A 24,458-nucleotide genomic window follows, 5' to 3' on the forward strand; every position below is an offset into this window, starting at 1 on the left:
ATGGCTTTGCGGAACGATGAGTGGCGACAAGCAAGCCGGGGCGACTCTCGGCCGTCATTCCGGCCTGCGCCGGAATGACGGCGTTGGTGGCTCGCCGCTTGACTTGCCGGGCGCATCAGGGATTCATGCGCAGCAGCTACCCGCTGGAGCCCGCCATGTTCGACCTCCCCACCCTCGGCACTTTCGTCGCCGTCGTGCTCGGCCTCTTCCTCATTCCCGGTCCGGCGGTCCTGCTGGTAGTGAGCCGCACCGTCCAGGGCGGACGGAAAACCGGCGTGCTCACCGGGCTGGGCATCGCGGCGGGCGACTTCGGCCACACCTTGTTCGCGGCCGTGGGCATGTCCGCCGTGCTGATGACTTCGGCGCTGGCCTTCAACGCGGTGAAGTACGTCGGCGCCGCCTACCTTATCTATCTGGGCATCCGCGCCATCCTGGAAAAACCGAGCCACCCTTCCCTGCCCGCCATGGCGCCGATCACGCCCGCCAAGGCTTTTTTCCAGGCCATTCCGGCCGAGCTGCTCAATCCGAAGACCGCCTTGTTCTTTATGGCCTTCATGCCGCAGTTCGTGCACCCGGAACGCGGCTCGACCTTCGCCCAGTTCGCCGTGCTCGGCCTGATCTTCGTCGCGCTCAGCTCGCTCTATACGACGTTGCTGGCCTTGTCGATCAAGCCGCTGGGACGGCTGGTCGGGCGCTTGTCCTGGCTGTCGCGCTGGCAGGGCAAGATCGTCGGCGCCATCTTCATTTCGCTTGGACTGAAGGTCGCGACGCAGCAGCGCTGAGGCCTGTGCCCGGCTCCTTCGCCGCATCCCAGCCGCCGCCCAGCGCACGGAACACCGACACCGCCGCGCGCGCCTCGTCCGCATGGATGCGCGCGAGGTCGTCGCGGGCTTGCAGCAGCTGGCGATCCTCGTCCAGCACTTCGATCAGGCTGACCGCGCCGCCGGTGTACGCATCCTTCGCGGCATCGCGGGCGCGCAGGTGCGCATCGACTTCCCGGTCCAGCACGCCGTGCCGGGCTTCCAGTTGCACCAGGTTGACGATGGCGTCCTCGACGTCCTCGGTGGCGCGCAGCATCGAGCCGCGATAAAGCGCCATCGCTTCCGCGTTCGCGCCCTTGGCAGCGCTCACTTCCGCATCTACGCGGCCGAAATCGAACAAGCGCCAGTGCAGTCCAAGCGCACCGCTGGACTGCATCGCCGCGCCGGTAAACAACTTGCCGGGGGCGAGCGAACTGACGCCGAGCAGCGCCGACAGCGAGAACGAAGGATAGTACTGCGCGACCGCCGCGCCGATCCGCGCGTTGCTCGCCGCCAGATGGCGTTCCGCCGCGATCACGTCGGGACGGCGGCGCAGCAGCGCAGCGGGACCCTCCGCGGTATCGATGGAAGGAAGCGCGAAGGGCGTGCCCAGCGGACGAATCTCCTCGGCATAAGTCCCCGGCGCCGCGCCCATCAGCACATCCAGCCGGTTGAGCTGCGTTTCCAACTCGATCGTCAGCGGCGGCACCGTAGCCTGCGCCTGCAGCAGCAAGGCCTCCGCCTGCGCGGTTTCGCGTGCCGTCCCCAGGCCATGCTGCTGGCGCAGCTTCACCAGATCGAGCAGACCCTGCTCGTTGCGGATCTGGTCCTGGGCAATGGCGATCCGCGCCTGTGCACCACGCACGCGGAAGTAGGCATCCGCCGCCTCGGCCGCCAACGAGACACGCACGCCGGCGTGGCTCGCTTCGGCCGCCTGGTACTCGGCGTCGGCCGCCTCGGCCTCGCGGCGCAGGCCGCCGGCAAGATCCAGCTCCCAGCTCGCGCCGGCGCCGACCTCTTCCAGCGTGTGATTGCGCTGGTAACCCGGCAGCGCACTCGCCACCCTGCCCAGCGGGCTGAGTTCGGACTGCCGCACGCGTGCGGCGCTGCCGTCGAGCGAAGCTTGCGGCAGCCGGTCCGCCTGGGCATGCCGCGCGGCGGCGCGCGCCTGTTCCACCCGCGCTGCCGAGGCGGCCAGGTCGAGGTTCTGCGCCATCGCGCGCTCGATGATGCGCACGAGTTCCGGATCGCCGAAACCGGTCCACCAGGTATCGAGCACTGGCGGTGCGGCTTCGGCAGGCGACCTCAGGTCGCCGGTCTCGTGGAACGCACCGGCGCCCGGCAGCGAAGGCTTGACGTAGTCGGGGCCAACGGTGCAACCGGCCAGGCCAAGCAGCAGCAAGGTGGAAAGAAGTTTAGTGCGCATCGGCGGAAGGTCCGGTGGGAGGCTGCACTTTGCGCATCAACGGGACCATCACCGTGGCCACGGCAAAGCACAGCATGATGCAGAAGAAGGCGTCGGCGTAAGTCAGCGTCTGCGCCTCGCGGAAAGTCAGTTGCCACAATTGCCTGAGCGCGGCGCTGGAAGCTTCGGTGGCGCCCGACAGGTCGCTCCAGTGGCTGTTCATCGCCTCGTTGGCCGGCGTCAGGTGCTCGGCGAGACGATAGAAATGCAGGTTGGCGCGATCGTTGAGGATGGTGGCGCAGGCGGCGATGCCCATCGCGCCGCCGAGGTTGCGCATCAGGTTGAACAGGCCCGAGGCGAACCTCAGGCGCGCCGGCGCCAGGCCGCCCAGGGTGAGCGTCACCGTCGGCGGCACCGCCATCTGCTGCCCGATGCCGCGCAAGGCCTGCGGCAGCAGCAGTTCGGTGCTGCTCCAGTCGTGCGTGATCGGCATGAACTCGATCATCGAGGCGGTGAACAGAGCCAGCCCGAGCATCAGCAGCCAACGCAGATCCACGCGATTGGCAAGGAAGGCATACACCGGGATGCTGAGGATCTGGAACACGCCGGTGGAGAACACCGCCTTGCCGATCTGGAACGCGCTGTAGCCCTCCACCCGCCCGAGGAACAGCGGCGTGAGATAGATGGTGGCGAACAGGCCGATGCCGGTGACAAAGGAGAAGAAACAACCCAGCGCGAAGTTGCGGTCCTTCAGCGCGCGCAGGTCGACCACCGGATGCTCCGCCGTCAGCCCCCGCCACACGAACAGCACGCCGGCAACCAGGCTCACCCACGCGGTGGTGCGGATGGTCGAATCTTCCAGCCAGTTCCAGCGCGGCCCCTCTTCCAGCGTGTATTCGAGGCACCCGAGGAACACGGCGATCAGCGCGATGCCGGCCCAGTCGCCCGACTTCAGCAGCGACAGATCCGGCTCGTCGATCTTGACCAGCAAGGGCACCGCGATCGCCACGAACACACCCGGCACCAGGTTGATGAAGAACAGCCAGTGCCAGGAATAGTGGTCGGTGATCCAGCCGCCCAGGGTCGGCCCCAGCGTCGGCGCCAGCGAGGCGATCGCGCCGATGGTGGCCGCGGCGATCACGCGCTGCTTGCCTTCGAAGAACACGAAGGCCGTGGTGAACACGGTGGGGATCATCGAGCCGCCAAGGAAACCCTGCGCGGCACGGAACACGATCATGCTCTGGATATCCCAGGCCGCCCCGCACAGCAGGCTGGTGATGGTGAACCCGGCCGCCGAAGCGGCGAACAGCCAGCGCGTGGAGAACACGCGCGACAGCCAGCCAGATAGCGGGATCACCACGATCTCGGCGATCAGGTACGCGGTCTGGATCCACGCCACGTCGTCCGCGCCCGCCGACAGCCCGCCGCCGATGTCGCGCAATGAGGCCGACACGATCTGGATGTCGAGCAGCGCGATGAACATGCCCAGGCACATGCTGGCGAAGGCGAACACCTTCTGCCCGGGGCTGAGGTGGGCGACCGGACTCATGGCGCTTTGGTATCGATGCGGGCGGTGACCGACAGGCCGGGCCGCAGCACGCCGAGGTCGCCATCCGCGCCATTGAACTGGACACGCACCGGCACGCGCTGCACGACCTTGGTGAAGTTGCCGGTGGCGTTCTCCGGCGGCAGCACGCTGAACTGCGCGCCCGTGGCGGGCGCCAGGCTGGCGACGTGGCCCTGGAATACGCGGCCTGGCATCACGTCGGCGCGCACTTCCACCGCCTGGCCGACACGCATGCGCTTGAGCTGGTCCTCCTTGAAGTTGGCATCCACCCACAGGCCGTGTGCCGGTACCACCGCCAATAGTTGGTTGCCCACCGCGGCGTAGGTGCCCACTCGCGCACGGCGGTTGCCGACCACGCCGTCCACCGGCGCGCGCAACTCGGTGTAGGCCACGTTGAGCCGCGCCAGCTCCGCTTCGGCACGGGCCTGCAGCAGCGCCGCTTCGACCTGGCGCTTCTGCGTGCCGATCACTTCCAATTGCCGTTGCGCCGCCTGCACGGCTGCGCTGGCGCGCTGGGTGGCGGCCGCGGCGGTGGCGAAGCTGGCTTCGGCGCGTTGCGCGCTCTCCACCGACACGGCGGCGCGGTCGGCCAGTTCCCGATAACGCGCGTCGTCCAGCCTGGAGCGCTTGGCCTCGGCATTGGCGGCGGCCAGCGCCGCCTGCGCCTGGGCGATCACGCTTTCCTGCAGGTGTGCCTGCGCATCGAGGTTGCCGAGCGCCGCCTGCTGCGCCGCCACGGCGGCCTCGGCCTTGGCGGCGACAGCGCGGTAGTCGCGGTCGTCCAGCTTCACCAGCAGGTCGCCCTTGTGCACGAACTGGTTGTCGCTCACCGCCACCGCCTGCACATAGCCCGGCACCTTGGCGCCCAGCACCGTGGTGTCGCCGCCGACATAGGCGTCGTCGGTGTCCTCGACAAAGCGGCCGGCGGACCACCAGTGGATGCCGTAGAACGCCACGCCGGCCAGCGCGACGGCCGCGGCCAGGGGTTTGAGGATGTTCAGGCGCGGACGGACGGCGACCTGCTCGGGAATGGCGGACATCGCAGCGAATCTCCACAGGGCCGGCGGGTATGCGGCCAGTGGCGCTAGTTGTAAGTCCAAGTGCTTTCGGCTTAAATGTCGCTGATGCCACCTTTTATGCCATGCGGAGGCTCGCCATGCAGCGCATCGGTTTCGTGCTTTTCCCCGGCTTCCAGATCATGACCCTGGCTGCCGCCTCGGTCTTCGAATTCGCCAACCTGGCCTTGCAGCAGACCAACTACGAGATCCACCTGCTCTCCGAGCACGGCGGCCCGGTCCGCAACACGCTCGGCATGGACGTGCCGACCGAAGCCATCGACGCGCATGCATTCGACACGCTGCTGATCGGTGGCGGCGTGGGCGTGCCGGTGGCGCCGCCGTCGCTGATCGACGCGATCCGCAAGACGCCGCAGACCACCCGCCGCGTCGCCGCGATCTGCACTGGCGCCTTCCTGTTGGCAGAGGCCGGCCTGCTCGACGGCCGCCGCGCCACTACGCACTGGGCGCTCGCACGGCAACTGACGCTCCGCTACCCCAAGGTGAACGTGGAGGAAGACCGCATCTTCATCATCGACGGCGATATCTGGACTTCCGCCGGCATGACCGCCGGCATCGATCTCGCGCTGGCGATGGTGGAGAAGGATCTCGGCCTCGAGATAGCGCGCAAGGTCGCGCAAAAACTGGTGGTCTACCACCGCCGCGCCGGCGGCCAGTCGCAGTTCTCCGCGCTACTGGAACTGGAGCCGAAGTCCGACCGCATCCAGAACGCACTCACCTATGCCAAGAGCCATCTCAACGCCACGCTCTCGGTGGAGGAATTGGCCGCCGCTGCGAACTTGAGTCCGCGTCAATTCAGCCGTGCGTTCACGGCGGAAACTGGCGAATCGCCGGCCAAGGCGGTGGAGCATCTGCGCGTCGAAGCGGCGCGCCTGATGATGGAACAGACGCGCCATCCCATCGAAGTGATCGCACGCGAAGTGGGCTTCGCCGATCGCGAGCGGATGCGCCGCGCCTTCCTGCGCGCGTTCGGGCAATCGCCGCAGGCGATGCGGCGGCATGTCGCCGCAGACGCCGACGCGCTGGCAGCCATCGCCTGAGATACACGTAGGTTGGGGTGAGCGCAGCGAACCCCAACATGGCGGCAATGTCGGGGTTCGCTGCGCTCACCCCAACCTACGGCGGTCCGCCCGCTACATCACTCGCCCTTCCTTGACGTACTCGCGCCTGATCGCCTCCTCCAGGCTGCGCAGGTCCACTTCCTGCGTCTGCCTGGCCAGGGCCTCGATCGCGCAGAAATGCGTGACATTGAGGATGTTGGCGCCGGTCAGCTCGTGCCGCGCGGCGATATGCCGCCAGTCGACGTCGCCGGCCAGGGCGATCTGCGCGGGGAAGGTGCGGCGCCAGATCTCGTAGCGCTCCTCCTGCTGCGGCATCGGGAACGGGATGATCGCCTGCAGGCGGCGCACGAAGGCGTCGTCGATATTGGCGCGCTGGTTCGAGGCCAGGATCACCAAGCCGTTGTAGCCCTCGATCCGCTGCAGCAGGTAGGCCACTTCCTGGTTGGCGTACTTGTCGTGCGCGTCGCGCACGTCGGTGCGCTTGGAGAACAGCGCATCGGCCTCGTCGAAGAACAGGATCCAGTTCTTGTTCTCCGCCTTGTCGAACAGCCGCGACAGGTTCTTCTCGGTCTCGCCGATGTACTTGGACACCACCCGCGACAGGTCGACACGGAACACGTCCTTGCCGGTGTGCTTGCCCAGCAGCATCGCCGTCAGCGTCTTGCCGGTGCCCGGCGGACCGTAGAACAGCGCGCGATAACCCGGCTTGACGCGCTTGCGCATGCCCCAGTCGTTCATCAGGGTGTCGTTGTGCTTGATCCAGTGTTCGATCTCGCGGATCTGCGCGCGGGTCATCGGATTGAGCACCAGGTCGTCCCAGTCCATCGATGTCTCGATGTGTTCGGCGGGGAAGTCGATGCTGAAGGCGGGGCGGCCGATCCTGCCAGTGACGATTTCCTCGACGATCTCGGGGTTGACGATCAGGCGGCCGCTCATCAGCGGATCGCCTTCGCGCACGGGTTCGAGCCACAACACCCGCTTCTGGTGGAACCAGTGGTCGACGGCGAAGAAGCGCCGCATCGCCAGGCGTTCCGCCAGCTCGCCACCGGCCAGGATGAATTGCACGGTCTCGCCCGTCGGCATCACGCCGCGATAGCCCTCGCCCCGCTTCACCCCGCCGAACTCGGGAAAATCGCCGCCATGCGGCAGATGCCGCGCGATGAGCCCGTCGAAAAAGCCCGGCTCCAGTTCGGCGGCCAGCGCCAGCATGAAGATGGCCAGCTCTTCGCGCGTGGGCTGTTCGCGGCGGACGAAGTTCACCAGCGGCGAGCCGTCATCGAACAGATCCAGCGGCGCGACGGACAAGCTCTCGCTCGCCCCGAAATGCACCTCCAGGCAACCGGCGACGATGCGCCTGGCCCATTCCAGCGCCGCTTCCAGCGCCGTCGATTCGCTATGCATGGCAGACCATCCTCAGGTGACCGGCACGATCTCGCGCTTGCCGTCCTTCCATTTCTCTTTGACCAGGCCCTGCTTCAACCGCCTGGATTTGCGCTGCACCGTAATTTCGAACGTCTCGCCCTGGAAACCCCAGTTCGCGACGAAATTCTTGCGATAATCCGTGTCTTCCGGCGTTTCATAGTCGCCATCGTCGCCGGCGTCGTACTGCTCCTTGACGATGGTGCTGTTGATATGGGCGTCGCCGACGAACAGGTTTTTGGGATCCTGATTGACCTCGTTCAAGTAATCGATGGCGGACTCCCTGATCTTGGGCTTGGTCTTCGGATTTCCCGCCACCGGATGCTTCTTGTCCTCCAGCAGCTTCGCCGCGGGGTCGGGCTCCTTCGGTGCAATGGCATCATCGGTGTGCTTGATCACGTCGCTGATCGATACCTTGTGGCGTATCGCCAGGCCGGCTTCCTTGAACTTGGAGCCCGCCTTCTTGAACGTGTCCCAGACCTTGTCCTCCAGCAGCTTTTTCACTGTTTCCACCGACCAGTCCTTGAGCATCTCGCGCTTGATGCCGAGCGGCCCCACCTTGCCGTCCTTGCCGATGCGGTGGATCGAACCCTTTCCCTCGGGATTGACCTTGCCCTCCACGTGCGCCGACTCGTCCAGCTCGCCATCGGTATCGACTACCAGCTCCAACGAAGTCATCCGATACTTGGCCTTGATCCCTTCGAGACCTTTGCGAATCGACGTATCGGTAGCGCCGGGCGCCTCGACGAGCGCATTTGCCTCTGACAGGCCGGCATTGAGATCGGCCTGCTTCTGCTCCGGCGTGCGATCGTCCGGCTTGTCCTTGTCCTTACCGCCAAACAAGCGCGCAAACAGCGACTTCGCCTTCCCAACCACCCAGTTCACCGCCGCGCCGATCGCCGCATCCACCTTCCCGCGTACCTTCTGCACCACCTCCATGATCTTGTCGGTGACCTTGCTCAGTCCCAGGAAGCCGGCGAGAAAACTGATCGATAGCGACAAAAGCCCCGCCAGGATGCTTTCCACTCGCTTGGCCGCCCCACCGATATTGCCCGCGGCAATCGTGACGATCGAATCGATGAACGCGGTGACCACCTGGATGATCTTGGTCAGCTTCTGCACGAACACCATCACGGTGTCGTAGATCGAAATGATCGCGGGAATAAAGCCGGCGCCCGGAATGAACATGCCGATCAGCTTGGGGATCGCCTTCTTGATGATGGTGTCGGTGACGAACGACACGATGCCGCTGATCACCTGGTCCTTCAGGTCGCTGAGCTTCTCCTTGATCAGCTCCCACACCGCCGCCACGCCTCCGGTGACCAAGGCCTTCACCACATCGAAGGCCAGCTCCAGGCCTTGCATGATGCGCTCGCCGTTGGGCCCCAGCGCGGTGACGATCTTGCCGCGGATCTGCGCCCAGGTGATGCCGAGCACGCTCATCGCCATCTTGCCGAGTTCCGGCAGGGTGGCCGACTTGGGGATGTACACACCCTGCAGTGAACCGGTCAGCCAGTCGATCAACCCCGCCTTCAGATGCGTGCCGAAGTTGTCGGCGAAATTGCTGAAGCCGAGCTTGGCCGCGCGCACCAGGTTGCCCAGGAACGGCATCGGGTTCTTCAGGATGCTCTTGAGCGCCGCGCCGGTCTTCATGATGTAGCCCATCAGGCCGGGCTTCACCACGTCGAAGATGATCTTCAGCAGGTCCCAGATCGTGCCCAGGCCCCAGCTGATGAAGTCCGTGGCGATGCTGATGAAGCAGCTGGCGATCTTGCCGAATGCGCCGACCACGGTGAGCACGTCGGTGATGGTCAGCGAAGTCAGCGTCTCGATGATCCGGGTGGGAATCGAACGCACGATGCCCATCAGCCCGCTCAACGCGGTGTTGAACCAGGCGAAGGCGCGCGCGATGGCGTTGCCTTTCTTGATGTTCTCCCAGATCTCCTCCTGCCCGATCAGCTTCATGAAGCCGCCGAGCAGGTTGTCCGCGGTGGGCGGCTTCGCTTCGCCGGTGATCGGATCGGCGCCGAGCAGCACGCACAGCAGGTCGTAGCCGCGCGTGCCCTGGGCCATCGCGGCCAAAGGCTTGAGGATCGCGTCCTTGATCATCTTCAGCAGTTCCACCGCGGTGGACACGGCGAAATCGATCAGCCGGGCGATCGGCTCGGTGAAGATGCGCTTGGCGCGCTCCCATACCCCGCCCAGGTCGAAGATGTCGGTCCAGCTCAGCGAATCGAGGAAGTCGTCCAGCGCCTGCTTCAGCCCCGCGCCGATATCGCCCAGCTGCTTGAGCTTGGCCTCGACCCAGGTGGCGGCCTTGTTGATCACGCCATGGTTGTCCAGCGCCTGGGTGATCAGCGAACCGCCCGGCATCAGCTCGATCAGGCCGCGCAGGATATTGGCCGCCGAGCGGTCGGCCGAGCGCATGTTGATCGGGTTGAAGCCGATCACCAGGGTCAGCAGGCGGTAGCCGGGAATCGCGTAGGCCCAGTCGGCGAACTTGTCCAGCGCGTCCTGGATGCCGAAGCGCTGCACCGTCGGCGTGGCTGGCGCGGCCGACACCGGCGCGGCCTCCGGCGAGCGCTGCACGGCATGGCCCTGCTGGATAGTGTGGGTCAGCTCGTGCGCGAGCAGTTGCTTGCCGTCGCTGGTGCCTGGCTGGAACTGGCCGCGCGAGAAGAAGATATGGTTCTGGTAGGTGAAGGCTTTCGCCCCCAGCCGGTTGTTGAGGCCGGCCGCTTCGCCGTCGTGATGCACGCGCACGTTGCTGAAGTCGGCTCCGAAGCGCGGCTCCATGAAGCCGCGCACATCGTTACCCAGTGCCTGGCCGCCGGTCATCTTGCGGTGGATGGTGGACTGCACGTTGTCCTCGACGGCCGGCACGCCACCGGCCGACGCCGCGCGCTGCACATGCTCGCCGCCCGGGGCGGCTTCGGCTTTCTGCAGCTTGTCGTCCGGTGCGCGGAAGATCATTTCCTCCGCGCGGTGCGGATGTGCGACGTGGTCTTCGGCACGCTGCAGCGCCTTGTCGTCGGCGCGCTGGACCTTGGCCTCCTCCGCGCGCCGCACCTTCTTTTCCTCGGTGCGCTGGACCTGCTTCTGCTCGGCGCGCTGCACGCCCTTCTGCTCGACCCGCTGCACCGCCGGCTCAGCCGGCGCGCGCAGGATCTTTTCCTCCTCGCGGCGCTGCACCTTCGGTTCCGGAGCCTTCTGGATGCTTTCGCCCCTGGGCGCGCGGAAGATCTTCTCTTCCTGGCGCCGCTGCACCTTATCGGCGGTCTGGCGCTGCGCCTTCTCTCCCGGCAGGCGCTGCACTTTGCCTGCCGTGGCCGGGTCGGGCATGCGCAACACCTTGTCGGCGGTGTGGTCGGCTTCCTGTTCGAATTTGTCGCCGGGCGCACCGACCGTCATCTTCGCCTGCACCGACGGAAAGAAATCCCCGCCGCCCGCCTGCGCAAAGAACGGACGCTTCGGCGCCTGCGCCGGCGTGGCCGACGCGGTGCTCGAACTCTTTTCGGCTGTCGCCTTGATCGACCCCACTCCGTGTCCTCCTCCCGATGGATTTCCTCAACTCCCCACCTCGAATCCTTCTCCCTTCGGGAGAAGGCGACAGCAGCCGGATGAGGGTGCGGGCGGAGCGGTGCACATCACTGTTCCGCTCTGCCCGTACCCTCACCCCAACCCCTCTCCCGGAGGGAGAGGGGCTCTGTGTTGCGACACTCACAAACGTCGCGGCACCCCTCAACCTTCAAACAGGAACCCTTCTCCCTCCGGGAGAAGGTGGCGGCAGCCGGATGAGGGTACGGGCGGAGCGGTGCACATCACTCTTGCGCTCCGCCCGTACCCTCACCCCTCTCCCGAAGGGAGAGGGGCTCAGCATTCCGACGACCTTCCTCAATCTTCAAGGTGAAATCCCTCTCCCTCAGTACGGCCACTCCACCCACAACATCCGCCGCATCCACGGCAACCGCACCACGCCGATGCCCCACGGCAAGTGCCCGAGCAGCATGTCCCAGCTCTGTCGTTCGACCTGCAGCTGATCGTCGTCGCCGCGCCTGGACAACTTGCCCTGGCGCACCAGGAAATTGCCGCGCAACGCGTCCGGCGAGGTGTCGCCCAGCACGCTCCAATGACCGATCGCCGCCTTCAGCAGATTCTCGGCTGCCTCGCGGTCCTCCTCGCTCAGTTCCGCTGGCGCACCGGCCACGGCCGACGGCTCCAGCCCGCATAGCAGCTTCGGCAGCAGCAGCGCATGTTCCGGTGCGCTCGGCTGGCCGGTGGCGAGGAAGTGCAGCAGCGCGAGCGCCCGATCCGGCTGCACCAGCTGGCCATCGACCGCGACGCCACGCCATTCGAACAACTGCGGCAGGAAGGGATGCAGCAGCACCAGGCCGGCGCAGTCGACGAAGACGCCTTCCTGCAGATCGAGCGCTTGTGCCGCAGGCGTGGTGCTCGCCGCAGGTATCGTCGCGCCGACCGCCGGTTGCAACCCGGCGGCAGCCTGCGTGTCGTGTCTTATCGTCGGGTCGTTCGATGTCATGGCCTGGCGCTCGCTGGCGTGGGTAGTTCCGCCATGTTGCGGCAGCGCCTGGAGGCCGTCATGCGATACCGGCGCGCCGGCGATGCGTGCGGCAACGCCCGGCGGCAGCGCCTCCGGCGCGATGGCGGCCCACGCTTCGGCCAGCAGCTCCGGCGTGATCGCCTGATGCTTGGCCAGGCAGGCGAACGTCGCCACCCATGCCTGCTCGGGGATCCCTTTCGCCATCGTGGTGGATGCCTCGCTGCGCACCGCGGACACGACACCGCGCAACACTGCTGTAGTGCCCGGCGCCAGCTGCTCCAGCAGCCTTTCGAGAAACCCGGCCGAGAACTGCCGCGCCAGGCGCAACCGCGCCGTGGGCACGGCGAGCGTCCGCAACAGCAAGGCGCGCGGCGGAGCACCCGCCGGTCCCTGCCCACCGCGAGCGACACCCCATGCCTCGTCCACCGCCGCCTCCAGGCTCGACCCTTCCGGCAGGCGGAACCACCACGGCAATACGCCGGTCGCGAGGAAATACAGCAAGGCCTGGTGCACCGACTGCGCGCCGCTCACCCGCAGGTCGCCAGCGTCGGCGAGCGCAAGCTCAGGTGGCGTCACCACCTGCGGCATGCGCGTGCGCACCTGCTCCTCCACCGCCTTCGCCACCGCCGCGACGAAATCGCGCGCGAAGGTCTCCGGCGTGAAGTCCCCCGCGTCCACCTCGAGCCGCTCGAACTGCCAATGCTCGTCGCCCGGCACCACCCGCGAGAAGGCCTCGTCCAGCGCCGCGGCGAGCTCGCCCTGGCACAACGCCGCGAGCTGGCCCTGCAGCGCGAAGCCTTCCGACTCGCTGCCATCGACGGCGAGGTCGACGCATTCGCGGCGGATCACATGGCGCCGTGCCTGGCTCATTTACCGCCTCGCCGCGTCGGGGTGGTGCGCTTGGTCGTGGCAGCTTTCTTGACCGCGGTCTTCGTGGCGGTTGTCTTCTTGGCGGCGGCCTTCTTTACCGCCGTCTTCGCCACCGCCGTTTTCACTGTCGCCGCCTTCCGCACGCTGGGTGTCTTGGCAACCGGCGTATTGGCGGCGACGCGGACCGGCGGCGGCACGATGATCGGCGGACCACTGGTCGAACCGCCGACCTTCACCGTCACCGTCGCCATCACCGAGCAGCCGTTGGCGTTGAAAGCCGTCACGGTGACCAGCCGGGTGCCGCTGGTATTGAACGACGTGAGGAACTTGGGACCGCTGCCCATCGCCGGCGTCGCGCCCTGCGCCTCCCACACATAGGTCATCGCGCTCTGCGGCGGCGACACGTTCACCGAGAACTCGGATGTCCCGCCGACCGAGCCCGAGCCCGGGCCTTGCGCCTGGATGCCGAACTCCGGCGGCACCGGGCACAGGTTCACCGGCTTGGGCGCATCGGCGCACTTGTCGATCGACACGCCGTCGAAAGCCGGCACGTTCAACGCGCTGTCGCCCGACTTGATCGAGGTGCCGCCCGGCGCATATGCGAACGACATGCTCTGCTTGTCGTTCGGCAACGCCCAGGTCGAGACCAGTTCGATATCGAACTTCAGGCACTGGAAGTATTCCAGCGTCAGCACGCCGAACCGCCCCGGCGACAGCGGCTTGTAGCCCAGCGTCAGCCACTGCGCCTTGCCCGGCTGGGCCAGGCCCGGGGTGCTGGCGATCAGCTTGTTGATCGCGGCCATCCAGCCGTTGACGGTTTTCTGGAACTGCGCGCCGGTGAGCTGATCCTTGCTCGCGACCAGGATCTTGGCGACCTGCTGGCTGAGGTCGACCGGCTTGCCCGTCTCCGCCTCGACGGTGAACACCACGCCGTCCGCGTTGAACGCCTGGTAGGCGTTGTCCGGATTGGTGTCGGGATCGGGAATGAAGAAGCGGAAGTTGCGATTGAGCGAAGCGCCGCCGCAGGGCAGCGTGCAGCACTCGTGGGTGAACTGCGCACCGATCGCGCAGCCCTTGCTGTCCTGCACCGTCACTTCCACCGTGGCGCCGCTGGGCGTGGGCGCGGTGACGATCATCGCGGACGGCGCCGGCTGGCCGTTGACCTCGTACGGCGGCGTGCCGCCGGTGATCGTGGCCGAGGCGGTGTAGTTGCCGCCGGCGCAGGTGAAGGTGGGCTCGCCGATGGTCAGCGGCGGCGTCACGGTAAAGCCTTGCGCCGGCGTTTCCGCGCCTTCGGCATCGCGCAAGGTCACGCTGTGGTTGCCGACCGGCAGCGACAGCGGCGCGCCCAGGGGTTGGTAGGCACCGCCGTCGGCGGCCACGTCGTACGGCGGCACGCCCCCCTTGGCGTCGATCGTCACCGAGGCCGTGCCGTTCTGTTCCGTGCAGCCCACCGCCACGGTGAAGGTGGGCGGCACCTTCGGCAGCACGTACTGGATGCCAGGACCGGTGCCGGTCAGGCGATACGGCAGGAAAAAATCGGCGATCACCGTGCCGGCATCCAACTCGCCCACCGCCTTGCCGATGACCGCGGCGGCCGGATCGCCGTCCGAACGCGTGCCCTGCCCCGGCGGCGCGGTCGGCGTGACCACCGGCGTGCGGCCGGTCAGCCAGTCCACCACCAGGTGCAGGTCGTCGTTCTGGATCAGGTTGCGGTTGGCGCTGAGGTTGCCGATCGCGCGCGCCAGGCGCGAGGTATCCGCGGTGGCGTCGGCACTCGGTGCGGTGTTCACCGCGCCGGCGATGCCGCTGCTGGCGATGTTCATCGCGCGCGCGGTGCCGGTCCGCGGGCTGAGCTCGGCCGACATCGGCGCGCGCCTGGCATCCCGGCTTTCCAGCTCCAGCGGGAACTGCAGCAGGCCAAGGTTCTGCCCCAGGCCGAAGTTATTGACGGTGGTGTCGCCGTGATAGACCAGGATGAAGGTACCGCCCAGCGGCACGCCGGCCTTGTGCTGGATGCCCGGTTCGCGCTGCAGGAAGCTGGACAGGAACTGCAAGCGCTTGAGCTCCCCGACGCGCGACTGGAACTCGTCGCGCACCGCCTTGATGCCGTCGAGCTTGCAGCCCATCAGCACGCCTTCGCACAGGTCGATGAACTCGTCCTGCGGCAGGAAACCCGCCAGGTCGGCCGGCACGGTGTGCACGGCGGCCGAGCGCAGATAGCGGATCAGGGCCATCAGGTCCTGGTACTTGTTCTCGAAGTCCGCATAGTTCAGCGCGGCCAGCGACGGATCCAGGATCCCGGCCAGCTTGCTGGAGTAATAGATCGCCACCACGTGCGGATACGCGGACTGATCCGGCGCCGAGGTGCCGTTGAACAGCGCGCAGTACAGGTAAAGCATCGCGTACGAGGTGATCGCGTTCTGGTCGACGTCGATATAGCCCTGGTTCTCGAAGCGCGTCAGGTAATGCTCGTACCAGGCGCCGATGGTGTTGGCGCTGTAGGTGAACTGCGGCGCGTACTGCTTCAGCAGCGGCAGCTGCGGCGTGCCGCCGGTGCTCAGCGGCAGGCCGTTGATGGCAGGAATCGTGAAGTTGTACAGCTGCATGATCCCTTCGGCCAGTTGCGCGCGCAGCTCGCCGCGCAGCGAGTCGTACAGCGCCTCCAGGTCCTGGAAGCGCGCCTGCTCCTGGCTCAGGTCCACCGGCTGGCTGTCGTCATAGGCGCCGGTGCGCAGCGCAATCACGTCGATCGGCAGGCGGTACTGCGACTTCATGGTCAGCAGCGAGCGCAGCACCGACTGGTAGTCCTTGCCCAGGTGCCCCTCGATGCGCAGGAAGTCGCGCGAACCCAGGTCGTAGCGCAGCGGATCGGTGACGAAGTCCGGCGCGGCCGGCGTGTACAGGTCGGCGTTGTAGCCCAGGTTCTGGTTGGCGCGCCTGCGCTGGGTCAGCACCGGGCTCCACAGCGGATACAGCGGCTGGCTGCCGGGCTGCGCGTAGTAATACGGAATCGCCATGCCTTCCAGCGCATCCTCGCCGCAGCAGCGGCGGCTGGGGGTGACGCGGATCTGCGGGTCGAACGGCAACGAAGGATTGGCTTTGGGCAGCTTGGGCTGGTCGGTGAAGCCGGCGCACATCGCCACGATGCGCGCGAACAGCTGGCGCAGTTGCGCACCCTCCTCCTCGCAGTTGCCCACCGCGGGCGACGGCAGGAAGCCCTGCCGGTAGCCATCGGGGTTGGCCGCGTTCTCCGGATGCAGCAGGCCGAGCATCAGGTGCCGCGGGAACAGCCCATCGTCCGGGCAGCAGGCGCACATCAGCTCCAGGCCCTTCCAGCGGAACTCGTCGTAGGCGCGCAGCAGGTCGTCGAACAGGTCGGCGTAGTACTGCAGGAACTTCACCTGCGTGGTATCGCCCGGCGCGCTGTCGAGGAAACCATAGGCGGCAGCGAAGCCGGTGAACGGATCCGCGGCGTAATCGGCGGCCAGCAAGGGACGGAACGCCGCATAGGCCGCGCTCAACGCCTGTCCCGTGGCGCTGGCCAGGTCGCCCTGGCGGATCATGTCGAGGAAGGCGGTATAGACGTCGTCCGAGCTCACCGGGTTGGAATTGAGCACGTCGAAGCGGCGCAGGCGCAGGTCCGGCAGGTTCAGCCGCGCGGACATCGCCGCGATCAGGTCGCCTTCGCTGAGGCCGCTGCCCAGGCCGTTCGCCGCGGCGATGATGCTGTCCAGGTCGCCGCGCGCGACCAGCAGGCGGCGCACCGTGGCGGTGACCTGCGAACCCTTGTCGTCGCAGTTGTTCGGGCTGCAGGTGCGCAGGCCTTCCTTCTTCAGCTCCAGGAACAGCAGCACCGCCTTGTCGTCGAGGAAGCCCGCCGGGCTACCCAGCGGCGTGGTGTTCGGCACGCCGTCCTCGAACAGCTCCCACATCGCGAACGGATTGCCGTCGCTCTTGAACGTCGGGTAGTCGATATCGGTGGGCAGCGTGTAAGGCCGGTAAGCCGTCAGCGTCAGGTCCTCCGGCTCCACGATCAGATAGCCCTGCGAGGTCACGCCGCAGCCCTTGGACAGCGCGATGGCGGAACCGGCGAGCTGGATCTTCAGGCCGCAGGCGATGCCGATGCCGATCAGGTGCGAGCGGGTCTGGCGTTCCTGCTGTTCGAGGTAGTCGAAGGCATCGTTCAGATGCCGGCTCATCAGTACCTGGTTCGCTTCGAAGACCGGGTAATGGTCAAGCAAGCTCTCCATGAGCGATCTCCGTCGTCAAAGTCAAAGAGTGGTCTTGCGCGGGTAGTTGCCCAGCGCGGTGTTGTCCAGGCGCACCGGATTGAAATCGCTGCCTTCGTCGCAGTCGTGCAGCGTGGCGCCCGGGTAGGTGTTGCGCAGGCCGGCCAGCAGGGTCGTCACCACCCACAGCCAGTAGGACGGCAAGGCGTAGGCGGCATAGCGCTCCTGCAGCAGCGCGGCGATCTTCGGTTGCGTGTCGGGAGTGAAGCTCAGGCCCGCGCACAAGGTCACGGCGGGCTCGGCGAATGGCGTCAGGTCTTCGAAGGCGTGGCCCGCCGTGAAGTTGTCGCGCATCCATGCGTAGTACGCACTGCCGTAGTCGGTGACGATGCGCTTGGCGCAATCGCACAACGCGCCGGCCGAGGCGTTGGCGGTCTGCACGCCGGCCATCAGCAAGGCCTCCACGCGCTCGACCAGGCGTTCGTCGGTCCAGTCGATCGCCGCATTGGCGTCCAGCCAGGTGCGCCAGGCGGCTTCGAAACGCTCGAACTGCCAGCCCTGGCCGGCGACCTCGGTGAAGCGCGCGGTCATCAGGGCGCGCACTTCGTCCCACAGCGCCGGGGTGAACAGCGTCTTGTACTCGCCGTCCGCCGGCTGCGCGATGCCGGCGAACTCCGCCGCGATCGCCGCCGCCAGCGCATCCTCGCGCAGGAAGCTGAGCTTCTTGTCGGCGAACCAGGCGCTGAACGTTTCGCTGAATTCGTCCAGGATCATGTGCGCGTCGTCGCAGGCATCGTCGTCCGACGGCGGCGTGCTGTCCGCGGTCAGCCCCTCGGCCTGCAGCAGGTCCGCCAGGTCTTCCACCACCTGGTCGCAGGGGTTCTCCACATAGCCGTCGTTGCCCACCCAGCAGATCTTGGCCAGCAGGTGCGAGGGCGTCTCGCGCTGGATGGTGCGGTCGGCGTAGCGGCGCAGGTCGAGGTTGTCGGTGTACTGCACGGTCCAGCCGGGCATCACGTAGGTGAGGCGGAACGAGTACGGATCCGCGCTGCCGCAGGTGGAGCAGCCGTCCTCGCAGCAGGCCGGATAGAGCGCGTCGCCGATGAACTTCGGCCGCAGCAGGATGTGCTCGACCACCAGGGTGCGCGCGCCGGCGCTCCACGACAGCAGCAGCTCGCGCAATGCATCCGCCTCGGTCGAGCTGGCAAACGGCACGGGGTTGCGGCCGATCTCCGTCGATGCGGCATCCTGCAGCACCAGCGCGAACTTGCCGCCCGTCACCGGCACGGTCGTGTAAGCCTCTTCGAGGATCATGCGGTCGAGCAGCAGGCGGTACGCGCCCTCCCCTGCTTTCGCAGCGCTGTCCGCGGTGACACTGAGCGTGCCCGCCAACCGGACCGTGCCGATGCCATCGACCAGTTGGTAGTCGACGGGATATACGCCGGCCGCAGGCGCAGCTGCGGTCCACGCATAACTCAGGTCCGGATAGCCAAGCAAAAGGTTGATGCGCTGCTTGATGCCCGGCTCGTTGCCCGGCGCATTCGGCTCGAGCTGGTAGTTGAAGGCCTTGGCGCGATCGTGGCTCACCGCCGGATAGCGGCGCAGGAAGGCGATCTTGTTGTCGATCAGCTTCGACTTCGCCACCGCATCGCCCGCGGCCTGGGTCAGCAGCAGCGCGTACTCGCCGAATTGCTCGCCGAAACGCGCCAGCAGGTGATCGAGGAAGGCATTGCGCCGCGTCTGGAATTCGGCCGGCGTCTCCACCAGCGCCTCGACCGCGGCGCGGGTCAGCTTCATCGGATCGGCGATGTCGGCCAGGTCCTTGATCACATCGGCGTCGAACGGCTTGACGAAGTACGTGCGCGCCACCGTGGCATCGAGCGAAAACAGGTCGGAGGTATGCGCCAGCTGCGCCAGCGCATTGCCGAGCAGTTGCTCGAAGCCCATCAGGTAAGCTTTCAGGTTCTTCGCCTGCGCCTTGCGTGCCGGCAGCGCGCGCGGCGGCAGTCCGTCCGGACCGATGCCGTAGGCCAGCGGGAAGCTGTACTGCACCGGGAAATAGTCGTCCGGCTGCCGGTACACGCCCGGCGGCACCGGCAGGTCGTTCGGCGCGCCGGGGTTCTTCGGGCGGTCGGCATCGCCGCGCAATTGATTGAGCGTATCCGTCGCCTCGTCCACCCGCGGCAGGAACGGCAAGCCGTCCTTGTAGAACAGGAAGCGCGACTGGTTCAGGTACAACCGCGGCTGATGCCGCGGGCTGATCGCCAGCAACCAGGCCGCGCTGGTCCTGCCCTGGTCATAGACGGGCTGGTCGTTGATCCAGCTCGGATCGGCGGCGCCGGCGACGACCAGGCCCTCGTCGTCGTACTTGGTCATGCGCAGCTGGTTCACCGCCACCACGCCGTCGATGTCCATCAGCAGGTGGACCATGTCCGAAGCGCGCAGCATGGCTTTCAGCCCGGCGGCCGCGAGATCCGCATCCTCGATGAAGCCATTGGCCAGCGCCGGGCCGTCGAAGATGTCCTCCACCGCCACGCCGCGCCCCTGCAATTCCTGCAAGGTGCGGAACGGCACCGGCGGCGTCATGTACTGCTCCAGCGCGAACCAGATGCTGGCCTGCACGCGCTCGATGTCGGCATCGGGCCGCACTTCCACGTCGGCGCAGACGGCTACGTCCTCCACGCCGGCGTGGTCGATCAGGCAATAGTCCTCGCCGAGGTTGCGGTATTGCTGCAAGGCCGCCTTGGCGCCGGCCACGGCAGCCGCGGTGGCCTTGGCCTTCTTGCGATAGCGCAGCACGAAGCCGGCGGGGCTCTTGTCGGTGAACAGCGTGCGCCAGGCGTCGGCGCTGACACTGTCCTGCACCGCGCCGTCGGCGAACACGCGCAGCGCGGCGTTCTCGATATCGACGACGTCGGGCGAGCCGGTGAACGTGATGCGCAGGCTCACGTAGAACACGCCGTTCCACTGCTGGCTCAGGTATTGATCGCGGTCGGCCGGGTCCGGCAGGTCGAACACGTTGTAGGTCTTGGTCGCGCCCAGCCGCACCAGCTCGATGTCAAAAGCGGTGGCATCGGCGAAGCTGGCATCGTCGGCGAGGAAGCGCTGCCAGGCATCGCGCTCCAGCAGCGCGATATCGGGAAAGCGCAGTTCCATCAGGATCGGATGCGCGCCGTCGCCATCGTGGAAGACACTGTTCTGCTGCACCGTGCGGTCGTTGAGATCGCCCAGTTCCGGATCGTCGTCCAGCTCCAGCAGCGTCTCGTACAGGCCCAGCACCCAGGTCTCGCTGGCCGGGTTCGGCGGGCTCGCGGGCTGGCCGTACTGCAACACCAGGTTGTCGGCCAGGTCGCAGTAAGCCCAATAGCTCACCTCGCACGCGCAGGTCTTGCACAACACCCAGGCGTCGCTCACGCCCGGCAGGTCGATCAGCGCACGGCGGAAATCGTTGAGCGTGGTCGGATTGACCGTCAGCACTTCGCGCGCGGTGAAGAACGCCTGGTCCGGATACGGCCGCGCCGGATCGGCGGACGGCAGCCTGGGCGCGAGGATGTCCTCGATATCCCACTCGATGCGGTAGCCCACGTCGGTGATGGCGTAGCACAGCGCTTCCAGGATGGTGATGCCCGGATCGTGGACGTTGTAGTCGGTCCACTGCTGGTGGCCGGCCTGTTGCACATGGCCGATGCCTTCGCGGCGCAGCTGGTAGTAATCCACCGAGGGATCGAGCGCCGGCTGCGCAACCAGGGCTTGTGCCCCGCTCGGGATGGCATTGAGTGGCTGGAGGCTGTTCATGCGTCGCACCCGCAGCTTTCCGCCAGCGCCGGGTCCGGCGCGGGCTTGATGACGGTGATCTGGTGCTTGCTGGCCGGCGCCGAGACCAGGATCGACACGGCGCGCGAGCCGATGGCTTCGTCCAGGTCGGCGCTGCCGGGCGGCTGGCATGGCAGGTCCTGGAACAGGCGGAAGTCGGTGACGTAGTCCACGCAGGGCTGCGTTTCGACGAAGTGGATCAGCGCGGACTTGTAGATCTTGCCGCCGAAGGACGGCGAACCGGTGCCGTCGAATGCCCACGGCGACAGGAAACGCGTGATCGCCTGCTGCAGCTGCGTCGTGTAGTAGGCCTCGTCGTAGCCGTCGCGCAGCTTCAGCGTGAAGGACACCCGCACTTCCTCGAACTGCGGATTCTTCACGTGCAACTGCACGAAGCCGCTGCAACGCTGGGCCAGATACGCCTGGATATCGCTCAGCACGCCCAGGCTGGTATACGGCTTGAGCGGATCGCGCTGCACCTGCCCGCGCAGGTTCGGCAGCGCCACCAGGGTGACGTGGCCCGGTGCCAGCTCGCGATAGACGCCACCGCTGCACGGCCCGGAGCCCTGACTCTCGGCAGGCTCGTACTGCGTGTGATTGAGGCACTTCACCTTGTAGATCGACGGGAAGGCTTCCAGCACCAGGCGCTCGTAGTCCCACAGGTCGATCGCACGGTCCTTGTGGCGCAGGCGCTCGCTGATGCGGCGGTAGAAATCCGGCATGCGCTCGGCGCCGCGCCCGCCGAAGGACGGATACGGCTGGGCGATGCTCTTCACCGCCGCATCCGGCGTGGCGAGCTGGGCGACCGTGCCCGGCGGCAAGGGCTGCGCCGAGAAATCGGGCGCATTGCCCTGGTCGGCGAACACCGCCTCCAGCGCCTGCGCGGCGACCAGCTTCAGCCGGCACACCGCGTCGCTGGCCTCGTGCACCGACGCGCGCAACCAGTACATGCCGCCGGGCAACAGGCGGTGGTCGCTGCTGGCGTCGCGCGGCACGGCGAAAGTGACGATGCCGGAGTTGAGCAGGCCACCGGTGGCATCCACCACCGCGTTCTGCGGGAACGGCACCCACAAGTCGTCGACCAGGTACGACCAGTCGATATGCGGCACCGGTTTGTTCGCCAGCGGGTTGGCGGTGCCGTCCGCCACCTGGAACAGCAACGCCAGGTTCTGCGGCGGCACCAGGCCGGCGATGCCGATATAGAACTCCGCCTCGCTGCTCAGCGTCGCTCCGCCACGCACGAAGGCGAACTGCGGCAGCAGCGGCACGGAAGCGCCGCCGCACAGGTACGGATGCCGTTCCGCCGTACCGAACGGTGCCAGATGGAAGAAGCGTCCGGCGCGTGCCTGGAACGCTGCCTCGGTAGCGGTGTCCAGCACCAACGTGGTGGACGAGGCATAGGCCAGCGTCAACGACGCGGCCACCGGACCCTGCGGCGGACGCGGGCCCGGATCGGGCGAGTTGGCGGGGTTGTTGCGCAGGTAGGCAATCAGGGCCGCCTGGTATTTGTCCTGGCCGAAGTCGCCGGTCAGGCGCAGGCGCACATAGCCTTGCCGCGCCTGTGTGCTGTAAGGCTCGTCGGGCTCGATGTCCGGCGCGTCCAGCACCGCTTGGTTGGCGCTGTCGTAAATCGTGAAGTAGGCATAGTCGGAACCGCTGCCCATCCACGAGGTGGCATCGCTGGAGGCCGTCCACGACCCGGCCTGCAATACATCGACCGCCACGCCCGGCAAGCCGTCGGTGCTCGGATACACCGATGGCGCCACCTGCCAGGGCAGCGTGATCGCCACCCAGTCCAGGTGCTTCTGGAACATTTCCTTCGAGCCGAGCACCAGGCTGCTGCCCTTCACCGGCGAGGCGCCGAAGGGCTGGAACGGCTTGGACAGGTCCACCGGGCCGAAGTCGTTGGAAGCGGCGACCGTCTTGATGCCGCCGGCCCAGACGTACAGCTCGACCGAATTCAGCACCAGGTCCTGCATGCGCGCATAGGCGTAGCCGCGCTGCGTATCCTGCTTGAGCGTCACCAGCAGCAGCGGCAGGTCGGTGTCGAAGTTGTAGCCCTGCGTCGCCGCCGCGTACGGCACGATGGCCTCGTCCGCGCCGCTCAGCGCCAGCACCAGGTCGATGGACTTGCTGTCGCTCTGCGAGAAGTACAGCGGGTCGCGCGACAGCCAGCCCTTGGCGGTGCTGAGCTGGCACTGCACGTCGTCGGACAGGTCGAAGCCGGCCGGCAGCGCATCGCGCAGCTGCAGGCGCGCGAACACATAGCGCGTGCCCTCGGCCAGCAGCAGATGGTGCGAGGCGATGGCAAAGCCGACCTGCGCGGGCGGCATGTCGATCGCGGCCAGCGCACCGTCGACATAGTCCTTGTTGAAGAACGGCTGCCAAGACCGGTCCGTCGAGGTCAGCGGCGCACCCAGCCCGTCGTCGGAGTTGGCCACCGGCGAGGCGAACAGCCGGCCCTGGTCGTCGGCGCCGGAGGCGAGCGGCTCGGCGCCGTGGCGATAGACCGTCTTCAGCGACGCCACCGTCGCCTTGTTCGCCACCAGGTCGTCGACGCTGGCAAAGAACGCCGGCTTGCCGCTCGCGTCCTTGCCGGCCTTGAACAGCGTGCCCTGCGCAAGATCGTACTGCGCGGTCTGCTTGCCCAGTTCCGCCAGCAGGTGCACATGCCCCGGCTGCGAAGGCCGCGGCCTCAGGCCAAGGATGGTCGAGTAATAGAAATCGAGGTGCCGCCGGGTCAGCCCGTTGCCGGCGTCCCGCACATGCGTCAGCAACTGCAGGAAAGCCAGGTACAACGCGTAGTGCGGCGCATGCGCGGAGACATTCGCCAGCGCGTCGGCCAGCCCTGCCTGCGCCTCGCTGGCGATGCGCATCAGCACCTTCAGGAACAGGTCGAACACCGAGCGGAACAGGTTGTGCGTGGCGCAGTGGTTGATGCGTACGAACGGATCGGGCGCGCCGCCCGCGCCATAGACCGACGCATCGGCCGCGATGCCGCTCACATAGCCCGCCCAGGCCGCATCCCCGCTCCACGCACCGGACAGGCCGCCGGACAGCACGTCGGCGAAGGCCTTGGCGTCCTGTTGCAGCACGCGCAGATCCGGCGCGGCCACGTTGACCACACCCAGGCCCATGCCACCCTTGTAATAGGCGATCAAGCGCGCGAAGGCGGGGGCGAGCTGGGTGCGGATCAGGTTGTCCAGCGTGCCCTTCAGCGGCGTCTCGTCGGCCAGCTTCTGCCGCAGTCCGTCCAGCGCCCCGGCCAGCGTGCCGAGCGCGGCATACAGATAGCCCAGGCGATCCTTCAGCGCCTCCGCGTCCCCGGCGTTGTCCATGTCATTGAGGAAGTCGAACCATTCGCGCACCGCGGTCTTGTACGCGTCGACATCCTCGATCGCGGCCACCGCCAGCGGCACCGCCATGTCGCCGCCGAAATAATCGCGCCAGTCGCCGACCAGCGCATTGGCGCTGCTGTAGCGACTGAGCAGGCCGGCATAGCCCTGGGCGAACACGATGTCGTGCGCGACGGTGCGCGCATCCACCGGCGCGGCGTCGGGCGACAGCGCGGCCGGCGCGCGCTCGTCCTGGCTGGTGCCTTCGCGCACCAGCTTCAGGGGATCGTCGTTGTGGGAGCAGTCGTTGGCCATGACG

General features: G+C 67.1%; 11 protein-coding genes. 2 read left to right on the plus strand and 9 right to left on the minus strand.

What is annotated here, in order from left to right:
* The first annotated feature begins 20 nt into the window (after nt 1-20).
* Nucleotides 21-782, plus strand: coding sequence for a LysE family translocator (locus BM172_RS03465; protein ID WP_197022827.1), 762 nt, complete (start codon nt 21-23; stop codon nt 780-782).
* On the opposite strand, the gene BM172_RS03470 is transcribed toward BM172_RS03465, so the two are convergent.
* Genes BM172_RS03470 through BM172_RS03480 form a run of 3 tightly spaced genes read right to left on the minus strand, consistent with a single transcriptional unit; the run spans nt 742 to nt 4,812 of the window.
* Complete coding sequence (locus tag BM172_RS03470; protein WP_035322450.1) at nt 742-2,226, minus strand: efflux transporter outer membrane subunit; 1,485 nt, start codon at nt 2,224-2,226, stop codon at nt 742-744. The two genes, BM172_RS03465 and BM172_RS03470, sit on opposite strands and share 41 nt — an antisense overlap.
* Nucleotides 2,216-3,754, minus strand: coding sequence for a DHA2 family efflux MFS transporter permease subunit (locus BM172_RS03475; protein WP_026633990.1), 1,539 nt, complete (start codon nt 3,752-3,754; stop codon nt 2,216-2,218). The genes BM172_RS03470 and BM172_RS03475 overlap by 11 nt, the downstream gene beginning before the upstream one ends.
* Nucleotides 3,751-4,812: an HlyD family secretion protein gene (locus BM172_RS03480; RefSeq protein ID WP_035322449.1), complete on the minus strand. Its 1,062-nt coding sequence runs from the start codon at nt 4,810-4,812 to the stop codon at nt 3,751-3,753. Before BM172_RS03480 ends, BM172_RS03475 begins: the two co-directional genes overlap by 4 nt.
* A 116-nt stretch (nt 4,813-4,928) precedes the next feature.
* On the opposite strand from BM172_RS03480, the gene BM172_RS03485 reads away from it, so the two are divergent.
* Nucleotides 4,929-5,888: a GlxA family transcriptional regulator gene (locus BM172_RS03485; RefSeq protein WP_051548371.1), complete on the plus strand. Its 960-nt coding sequence runs from the start codon at nt 4,929-4,931 to the stop codon at nt 5,886-5,888.
* A 93-nt stretch (nt 5,889-5,981) separates the two neighbouring features.
* Here the strand turns inward: BM172_RS03485 and BM172_RS03490 are convergent, their stop codons facing one another.
* The 6 genes from BM172_RS03490 to BM172_RS03515 all read right to left on the minus strand — a co-directional run bounded on the left by BM172_RS03490 (nt 5,982) and on the right by BM172_RS03515 (nt 24,454).
* Nucleotides 5,982-7,310, minus strand: coding sequence for an ATP-binding protein (locus BM172_RS03490; protein ID WP_026633988.1), 1,329 nt, complete (start codon nt 7,308-7,310; stop codon nt 5,982-5,984).
* A 12-nt stretch (nt 7,311-7,322) separates the two neighbouring features.
* A complete protein-coding gene (locus tag BM172_RS03495) occupies nt 7,323-10,868 on the minus strand; it encodes an eCIS core domain-containing protein (protein ID WP_051548370.1) in 3,546 nt (1,181 codons plus the stop codon).
* Nucleotides 10,869-11,250: 382 nt separating this feature from the next.
* Nucleotides 11,251-12,759 carry a contractile injection system tape measure protein gene (locus tag BM172_RS03500; RefSeq protein ID WP_026636678.1) on the minus strand — a complete coding sequence of 503 codons (1,509 nt, stop codon included), beginning with the start codon at nt 12,757-12,759 and terminating at the stop codon, nt 11,251-11,253.
* On the minus strand, nt 12,756-17,012 hold the full coding sequence (locus BM172_RS22395) for a PKD domain-containing protein (protein ID WP_051549047.1): 4,257 nt from the start codon (nt 17,010-17,012) through the stop codon (nt 12,756-12,758). Before BM172_RS22395 ends, BM172_RS03500 begins: the two co-directional genes overlap by 4 nt.
* A 21-nt stretch (nt 17,013-17,033) precedes the next feature.
* On the minus strand, nt 17,034-20,786 hold the full coding sequence (locus BM172_RS03510; RefSeq protein ID WP_051549045.1) for a hypothetical protein: 3,753 nt from the start codon (nt 20,784-20,786) through the stop codon (nt 17,034-17,036).
* On the minus strand, nt 20,783-24,454 hold the full coding sequence (locus BM172_RS03515; RefSeq protein ID WP_026636676.1) for a baseplate J/gp47 family protein: 3,672 nt from the start codon (nt 24,452-24,454) through the stop codon (nt 20,783-20,785). The genes BM172_RS03510 and BM172_RS03515 overlap by 4 nt, the downstream gene beginning before the upstream one ends.
* Nucleotides 24,455-24,458 lie beyond the last annotated feature (4 nt).

This window comes from Dyella marensis (assembly GCF_900112865.1).
Classification (GTDB): Bacteria; Pseudomonadota; Gammaproteobacteria; order Xanthomonadales; family Rhodanobacteraceae; genus Dyella_D; species Dyella_D marensis_A.

What these genes read in the sequence shown, in the direction of transcription:
- BM172_RS03485 (WP_051548371.1), top strand. Translation starts at nt 4,929, where the DNA reads ATGCAGCGCATCGGTTTCGTGCTTTTCCCCGGCTTCCAGATCATGACC.
- BM172_RS03470 (WP_035322450.1), bottom strand. Translation starts at nt 2,226, where the DNA reads ATGCGCACTAAACTTCTTTCCACCTTGCTGCTGCTTGGCCTGGCCGGT.
- BM172_RS03515 (WP_026636676.1), bottom strand. Translation starts at nt 24,454, where the DNA reads ATGGCCAACGACTGCTCCCACAACGACGATCCCCTGAAGCTGGTGCGC.
- BM172_RS03475 (WP_026633990.1), bottom strand. Translation starts at nt 3,754, where the DNA reads ATGAGTCCGGTCGCCCACCTCAGCCCCGGGCAGAAGGTGTTCGCCTTC.
- BM172_RS22395 (WP_051549047.1), bottom strand. Translation starts at nt 17,012, where the DNA reads ATGGAGAGCTTGCTTGACCATTACCCGGTCTTCGAAGCGAACCAGGTA.
- BM172_RS03480 (WP_035322449.1), bottom strand. Translation starts at nt 4,812, where the DNA reads ATGTCCGCCATTCCCGAGCAGGTCGCCGTCCGTCCGCGCCTGAACATC.
- BM172_RS03510 (WP_051549045.1), bottom strand. Translation starts at nt 20,786, where the DNA reads ATGAACAGCCTCCAGCCACTCAATGCCATCCCGAGCGGGGCACAAGCC.
- BM172_RS03500 (WP_026636678.1), bottom strand. Translation starts at nt 12,759, where the DNA reads ATGAGCCAGGCACGGCGCCATGTGATCCGCCGCGAATGCGTCGACCTC.
- BM172_RS03490 (WP_026633988.1), bottom strand. Translation starts at nt 7,310, where the DNA reads ATGCATAGCGAATCGACGGCGCTGGAAGCGGCGCTGGAATGGGCCAGG.